The organism is Albidovulum sp., from assembly GCF_041919395.1.
Taxonomy (GTDB): Bacteria; Pseudomonadota; Alphaproteobacteria; order Rhodobacterales; family Rhodobacteraceae; genus Albidovulum.
In genome coordinates this window covers 1-6,435 of the sequence record NZ_JAYRTX010000135.1, presented here as the reverse complement: position 1 = coordinate 6,435, position 6,435 = coordinate 1, and the positions used below count along the sequence as shown (strand labels likewise).

Sequence of the window (6,435 nt, the reverse complement as noted above, 5' to 3'; positions counted from 1 at the left end):
CCTTGCACATACCAGACATCCGCGCCATCGGCCTCGAACGCCGCGACGATGCGGGCGTTGACCTCGGCATTGCGCAGAAGGAAGTCCGCGTCGGTGGGCTTCGCGCCCTTCTTCACGAAGCAGGTGAGCGGCACGCCCCAGGCGCGCTGGCGGGAAAGCACCCAGTCGGGCCGCGCCGCGATCATCGAATGGAGGCGGTTGCGGCCGGTGGCTGGCGTCCACTGGACGAGATCGCTGATCGAGGTCAGCGCGCGGGCACGGATCGTGTCGCCATAGGTGCCCATGCCGTCGTCGAGCTTGCGGTCGATGGCGACGAACCACTGCGGCGTGTTGCGGTAGATCAGCGGCGCCTTGGAGCGCCAGCTGTGCGGGTAGGAGTGCTTGAGCTTGCCCTTGGCGAACAAGGCGCCGGCATAGGCAAGCTGCTTGATGACGCTGACGTTGGCGGGGCCTTCCTTGCCGTCGGGCAGGATGATTGCCTCGCCGCCAAAGATCGGCAGATCGGCGCGGTAGCTGCCGTCCGGTTCGACATTGTAGGTCATCGGCAGGCCGAATTTCAGGCCAAGCTGGTAGTCGTCGTCGCCATGGCTGGGCGCGGTGTGGACAAAGCCGGTGCCCGCCTCGTCGGTGACATGGTCGCCGGGGAGCATGGGGACAGTATAGTCCCACTCTCCCTGCGCCCCTTCAACGTCCATGAAGGGGTGGTCGCACCCGGCGCCATCAAGTTGCGAGTCACGGACCGCACCGAGCCTTTTGAAACCCTCCACCTTCGCGGCCGTCATCACATCCTGGGCGAGCTTGTCGGCTAGGAGAAGCTTCTCTCCAACTTTTGCAGTGCTGTTTTCGCCTGTGGATTCAACCAAATACAGCCCGTACTCGATGCTTGGATTGAATGCGACGGCTCTGTTCTGTGGGATCGTCCAAGGGGTAGTTGTCCAAATCAGAACGCTGCTTCCTAGCAGTTCACTGTTCGGTAGTTCGCACTGGTCAACCTCTGCCATGCCCGTGGCGTGTAGGCGAAACCGCACCCAGACCTGATGGCTGGTATGGTCGTGATACTCGACCTCCGCCTCCGCGAGCGCGGTCTTTTCCACCGGCGACCACATCACGGGCTTCGACCCCTGATAGAGGGTCCCGTTCATCAGGAACTTCATGAACTCCCCGGCGATCACCGCCTCGGCGTGGTAGTCCATGGTCAGGTAGGGATCGGCCCAGTTGCCGGTGACGCCGAGGCGCTTGAACTCCTCGCGCTGGACGTCGATCCAGCCTTCGGCGAACTTGCGGCATTCCTGGCGGAAGGCCACCACGTCCACGTCGTCCTTGTTCAGACCCTTCGCCCGATACTGCTCCTCGATCTTCCATTCGATCGGCAGGCCGTGGCAGTCCCAGCCGGGAACGTAGCGGCTGTCCTTGCCCATCATCTGCTGCGACCGCACCACCATGTCCTTCAGCACCTTGTTCAGCGCGTGGCCGATATGGAGGTGGCCGTTGGCATAGGGCGGGCCGTCGTGGAGGACGAAGCTTTCCCGCCCGGCCTTCTCGCGCAGGCGATCATAGATGCCGATCTTTTCCCATCGGGCGAGCCAGTCCGGCTCGCGCTGCGGCAGGCCGGCGCGCATGGGAAAGTCGGTCTCGGGCAGGAAGACGGTCGAGCGGTAGTCCGGGGCGGTCGGTTCGGGCGTATCTGCGCACATCGCGGGCGGTCCTTGGGCAATCGGTGAAGCTTGAGCGGCGCAGGGAATGCGCCCTGATCCCGGCGACTGACAGGTCAGATCGCCGGGCCGCTAATTCGCATGATCGTCGCGGAGGTGCGCTTCATGGCCCGCCTTATAGGAAACCGCAATCGGGGGGTAAAGTGGGCGCGGCAAGGTGCGGACTTGCCTCCGCTTGCGGCGTGGGGCAAGGATCGGGGCCGAAAGGAGACCCCGGTGCCCGCCCCTCCCCCGCGCTTTGCCGTGACGCCCGAGGATATCGACCGCGTGGTGGCCGAATTCTACGCCGCGATCCGGGTCCATCCCGGCCTCGGCCCGGTCTTTGCCGTCCATGTGACGGACTGGCCCGCGCACGAGGCGAAGATCGCGGGCTTCTGGCGCAACGCTATCCTGTTCGAGCGGAGTTACGACGGCAATCCCCTGGAGGCTCACCGGCGGGCCGGCAACGTGCAGCCGGGGATGTTCGACCCCTGGCTCGGTCTTTTCGACTCCGTCCTCAGGCGCAACCTCGCGCCCGAGGCGGCCGCCGCCTGGTCGGCCCTCGCCCACCGCATCGGGCGGAGCCTGCGCTATGGCGTGGTGGAAGGCTCCACGCTGCCGGGCGGGGTACCGAAGCTCGGATAGGATTTCGCCCTGCCCTGCGTCGGGGCACCCCGCCGGGAGGGCGCTGCCCTCCCGCACCGTCCCGGAGCACTTGCGGACGGAAGGGGAGGCGGTCAGCCGTCCCGGATGCCGGTGCCGCCCGAGTCCTGCCGCCCGGCCGCCCAGCGGTTGAGCCAGGCGAGACCGGCGAGCGAGAGCCCGAGCGCGAGGAAGGAGAAGACGCGGGTGAGGCCGGAAAGCCCTGAGATGTCGATCAGGAACACCTTGGCGATGGTCAGCGCGATCACCGCCATGGCCGCGCGGCGGAGCGTGGACGAGCGCCGCGCGATCGCCTGGTAGAGGAGCCCCGCGCCCACCGCCATCAGCGCCATCGTGTAGGCATAAAGCTCACCCTGCGTGACGCCGGGCACGGAGAGGTCGTCGCCGCGCATCAGCCGGCGAATCTCGAGCCCGGCATAGAGCGCGGCAAGTGCCACCCCGGCCGCCAGGAGCGCCCAGCGGATAAGCCTGTGCACATGGCCGAGCCGCGTCAGCGCGGCGAGAAGCAGCACGGCGGGCATTGCATAGGCGACGAAGAGCGTATCAAGGAGCGGCGGGCCGTAGACGCGGCCCTCCGGTCCGCCGAAGAGATTCCAGAGCGGGTTCGCCAGGGTGACGGCCAGGGCGATCCCCCCGAAGCCGATCAGGGCCGCCACGGCCGCGATGCCCCAGCGCAGCCAGCGCAAGGCCCCGCCAAGTTGCAGCCGGTAGAGCTGGACGAGCATGAGGATGAGCCAGGGGGCGGCGTTCAGCGTCAGCGCCCAGTGCGCGCCGATCCAGTCGCCGCCGCTCCGTCCGATGAGCCAGCGGCTGATGAGCACATTGGCGAAGAGCGCGGCGAAGGCCGCGAAGGCGCTTTCCAGGAAGACCCGCGCCGCGCGGCGGTCGAGCGGCGCAAGAAGGAAGAGTCCCCCCGCCATCGCCGCTGCCGCCCCGGCGTAGGAGGCGACCGCCTCCCACAGGGCAGCCTCGTCCACCGCCCAGGGGAGCCCCGGATCGACGACGAGCCGCCAGGAGAGCGCGACCACGCCGGCCTGGATGAAGAGCGCCATCTCGGGCAGGCGGAAGCGCCGGTCGAGAGCGGCCGCCGCGACGACGAGCGCGGCAAGGGCCAGCGTCAGCGCGCCCTTCGTCAGGATCAGGAAGAGTGCCAGCGCGATGAGCGAGAGCGCGGCGAGCACCATGTAGGCCGCGCGGCGCATGTCGCCGCCATCGGCGCGGGCGAAGGTGACTGCGACGCCCGCCATGAGCGCGGCGAGCGCGATGACATGGAGCGCCCAGGGATAGGCGCCGAGCACGGACGACGGCGCCCAGAAGAGCTCCAGGACAAGGGCCGCGAGCGGGGCCGCGAGCGCGGCGCCCGCCGCCCAGTGGGGCTTCAGCCGCCCCGCCCCGCCGCTTGCCCAGGCGGCGGCGAGCGACATCAGGGTGGCGAGAGCCAGGATCACGCTCGCCGTCATCGGCGCGGAGGATTCCGGCGGACGCAGGGCAATCGCCTGCGCCGCAAACTCCGCGGAGAGGGGGCCGCGGTCCAGCCCCTCCAGCCCGAGCCGGAGGAGGAAGGCGGAGGCGGGCAGAAGCGTCAGGTCTGAAAGCGCCCTCGCAGGCCCCGACCAGACGGTGAGAGCAACGGCGAGCGCCGCGGCGCAGAGATAGACCAGCAGGCTTTCGGCAGGGGTCGCCGTGTCGAGCGTGAGAAGAAGGACTGCGACGGCCAGAACCGTTCCGGCGGCAAGGAGCGTCGGGAAGCGGGGGCGATCCCCGCCCTTCTTCGCAAAAAGCTCCACGGCCATCTTGCCCGCGTGGTCTGGCATCAACCCGCGCGCCGGCACCAGAGCGGCCAGCCCCGCCACCGCCACGAGCATCAGCGCGAACCAGCCGGCCCCGCCCGTCCCCACGAGCGTGAGCCAGCCGCCGCCGATCCCCAGAACGACGGCGAGGACAGAGACCCAGGCCCAGCGGCGCATCGTGTCGACGGCAAGCCCGGTCGCCGCGATGGTGACGAAGTAGATGTAGAGCCAGTAGGGCGCTTCGCTTTGCCCGCCGACGACAAAGGGGGCCGCCGCCGCGCCGATGAGGCCCACGGCGGCCAGAAACGGGCCGGACAGCCAGCCGAGCCCGATGGCAAGAACCGCCGTCGCGACGATCCCGGCGAAGGCGGCGTTCGGTCCGATAAGGCCGTAGAGCTGCCGCGCCGCCACGATTCCGCCGAAGATCGAGACGAGCCCCGCGCCAGAGAAGGTGGAGGGCAGGTAGGCCGTCGGATCCCCCTCGCGGTCGCCCCAGCGCCGGCGCAGGGCCTCTCCGCCCGCGATGAGCGCGAGGCCGAAGAGGATCGCCGCCGCGACCCGCGCGGCCGGCGGCAGAAGGCCGTTCTCGATGCCGTATTGCACGAGGAAAAGCCCTGCGAGCGCGAGCGAGACGGCGGAGACGACGAAGACCCAGTTGGTCCTGATCCAGTCGCCAAGCGCCGAGACGCGCGGGATCGCCGGGGCGACGGGAGGCGTCGGCGCGGCGGGCGGGAGGTTTGTCCATGGACCCTCGACCGGCGCGGCCGGCTCCGGGGGCGCCGCCGCGGCGGGTGCCGCGTCTTCGGTCGTGGCGGGCACCGGCTCCGGCGGCCCGGCCGCAGGGGCGGACAGCCCGGCCGCCGGCGGTGGCGAGGCTTCCCGGAGCGCCTTGGAGAGATCGTCGAGGGCGCGGTCGCGTCCCGCCGCCTCCCGCTCCAGCACCGCGACGCGCGACTTGAGCCGCCCGACCGAGACGAGAAGCACCACCACCGCCACCGGGATCGCCACGACGACCAGCGCGGCGATCACGCCCAGAAGTTCCCAACCGTCCATCGTCCCGTCCCCGCGCCCGTGTTCCCGGCCGTCACCGGGACCATTCATAGCGCAAGTCGGCCCGCCCGGAAGTCAGGATTTCCCGTCGTCCGCCGCGCGCCCGGTGCCGAAGAGCCCGGCGAGGGCTCGGCTGACGAGCGCGGTGACGCGCGGCTTCGGCAGCACCGCGAAGGGCAAGGGCCGGCAGACCTCGATCGCGGCCACGCCCACCCGGGCCGTCAGCGCGCCGTTGACGACCCCCTCGCCGAAGCGTCGCGACAGCTTGGAGAGAAGGCCGCCGCCCGCGACCGACTGGATCAGGTCGTCGCCCACCGCAACCGCGCCAGTTGCGACGAGATGGGTGAGGACCGTGCGCAGAAGCCGCCAGCCGCCGATGGCGCCGGCGCGGCCCCCGTATATCTCTGCGATCCGGCGGATCATCCTGAGGTTCATCGTCAGCGCCGCCGCCACGTCCGCCAGCGCCAGGGGAACGAAGGCCGTCACCGTCGCCACCTGCCGCGCCGCCGCCTCGATCTCGCTCCGCGCCGCCCGGTCGAGCGGGGCCATCAGTTCCGCTTCGGCCAGCGACAGCAGCGCGTCGGCGTCGAAGACGTCGCCCCGCCGCTCCGCCAGTCGGGCCCGGCCCCAGGCGGTGTCCTCGCGCGAGCCGTAGAGCGCCACGAGCCCGTCGACGACCCGGCCCGCGGCTTTCAGGTCGCCCGACCCCGCGGCCGCAAGGGCGGCCTTGTGGACCCGATCGAGCCGTCCGAGCCGCGCCCAGGCGGCGGCCTCGCGCAGCGCGACCAGCAGCGCCGCCAGAACGAATAGCGCCGTCAGCCCGGCGGCAATCCAGCCGATCACCGGATGCGTCGCCAGAAGCCCCTCGACAAAGCGCCAGGTCGCGACGGAGGCCATGAAGCCCACGAGCGCCGCGGCGGCACCCCAGAAGAACCGCCCGAGGCGCGAGCGCGGCCGCGCCGCCAGCACCGCGAGCGTCTGCATGGCCCGCCCTTCGGGCACGGGCGCGAGGTCGGGCACGGGCGGCGCCGCGTCGGGGCCGATCGCGGCCGCCTCCTCGCGCTCGATCAGGACGGGGCCTTTGGGGTTCGTCATTCTCGCCTCACAACCTGTCGCCCAAGAGGAACTCCGCCGCTCGGTCGAGCCGGATGTGCGGCGGCCCCTCGCCCGGCTTCAGGTTCAGCCGCGCCGGCGCGAAGCTCATCACCCGGTAGTCTGCGTCGAGCCAGCCCGTCGCCCCC

Annotated in this window: 5 protein-coding genes; 1 reads left to right on the top strand and 4 read right to left on the bottom strand. The window is 70.6% G+C overall.

The window, feature by feature from the left end; translation table 11 throughout:
• Positions 1–1,694, bottom strand: a 1,694-nt coding sequence (locus ACMUOO_RS16065; protein WP_413855718.1) for an isoleucine--tRNA ligase, incomplete at its 3' end; no start/stop codon positions are given.
• A gap of 234 nt (positions 1,695–1,928) precedes the next feature.
• On the opposite strand from ACMUOO_RS16065, the gene ACMUOO_RS16060 reads away from it, so the two are divergent.
• Positions 1,929–2,336, top strand: a complete 408-nt coding sequence (locus tag ACMUOO_RS16060; protein ID WP_301917874.1) for a group III truncated hemoglobin — start codon at positions 1,929–1,931, stop codon at positions 2,334–2,336.
• A gap of 92 nt (positions 2,337–2,428) precedes the next feature.
• Here the strand turns inward: ACMUOO_RS16060 and ACMUOO_RS16055 are convergent, their stop codons facing one another.
• From ACMUOO_RS16055 to ACMUOO_RS16045, 3 genes are all read right to left on the bottom strand, one after another.
• Positions 2,429–5,197, bottom strand: a complete 2,769-nt coding sequence (locus ACMUOO_RS16055) for a DUF2339 domain-containing protein (RefSeq protein ID WP_301917873.1) — start codon at positions 5,195–5,197, stop codon at positions 2,429–2,431.
• A gap of 72 nt (positions 5,198–5,269) precedes the next feature.
• On the bottom strand, positions 5,270–6,289 hold the full coding sequence (locus ACMUOO_RS16050; RefSeq protein ID WP_301917872.1) for a YcjF family protein: 1,020 nt from the start codon (positions 6,287–6,289) through the stop codon (positions 5,270–5,272).
• A 7-nt stretch (positions 6,290–6,296) separates the two neighbouring features.
• Positions 6,297–6,435, bottom strand: a 139-nt coding sequence (locus ACMUOO_RS16045; RefSeq protein ID WP_413855719.1) for a YcjX family protein, incomplete at its 5' end; no start/stop codon positions are given.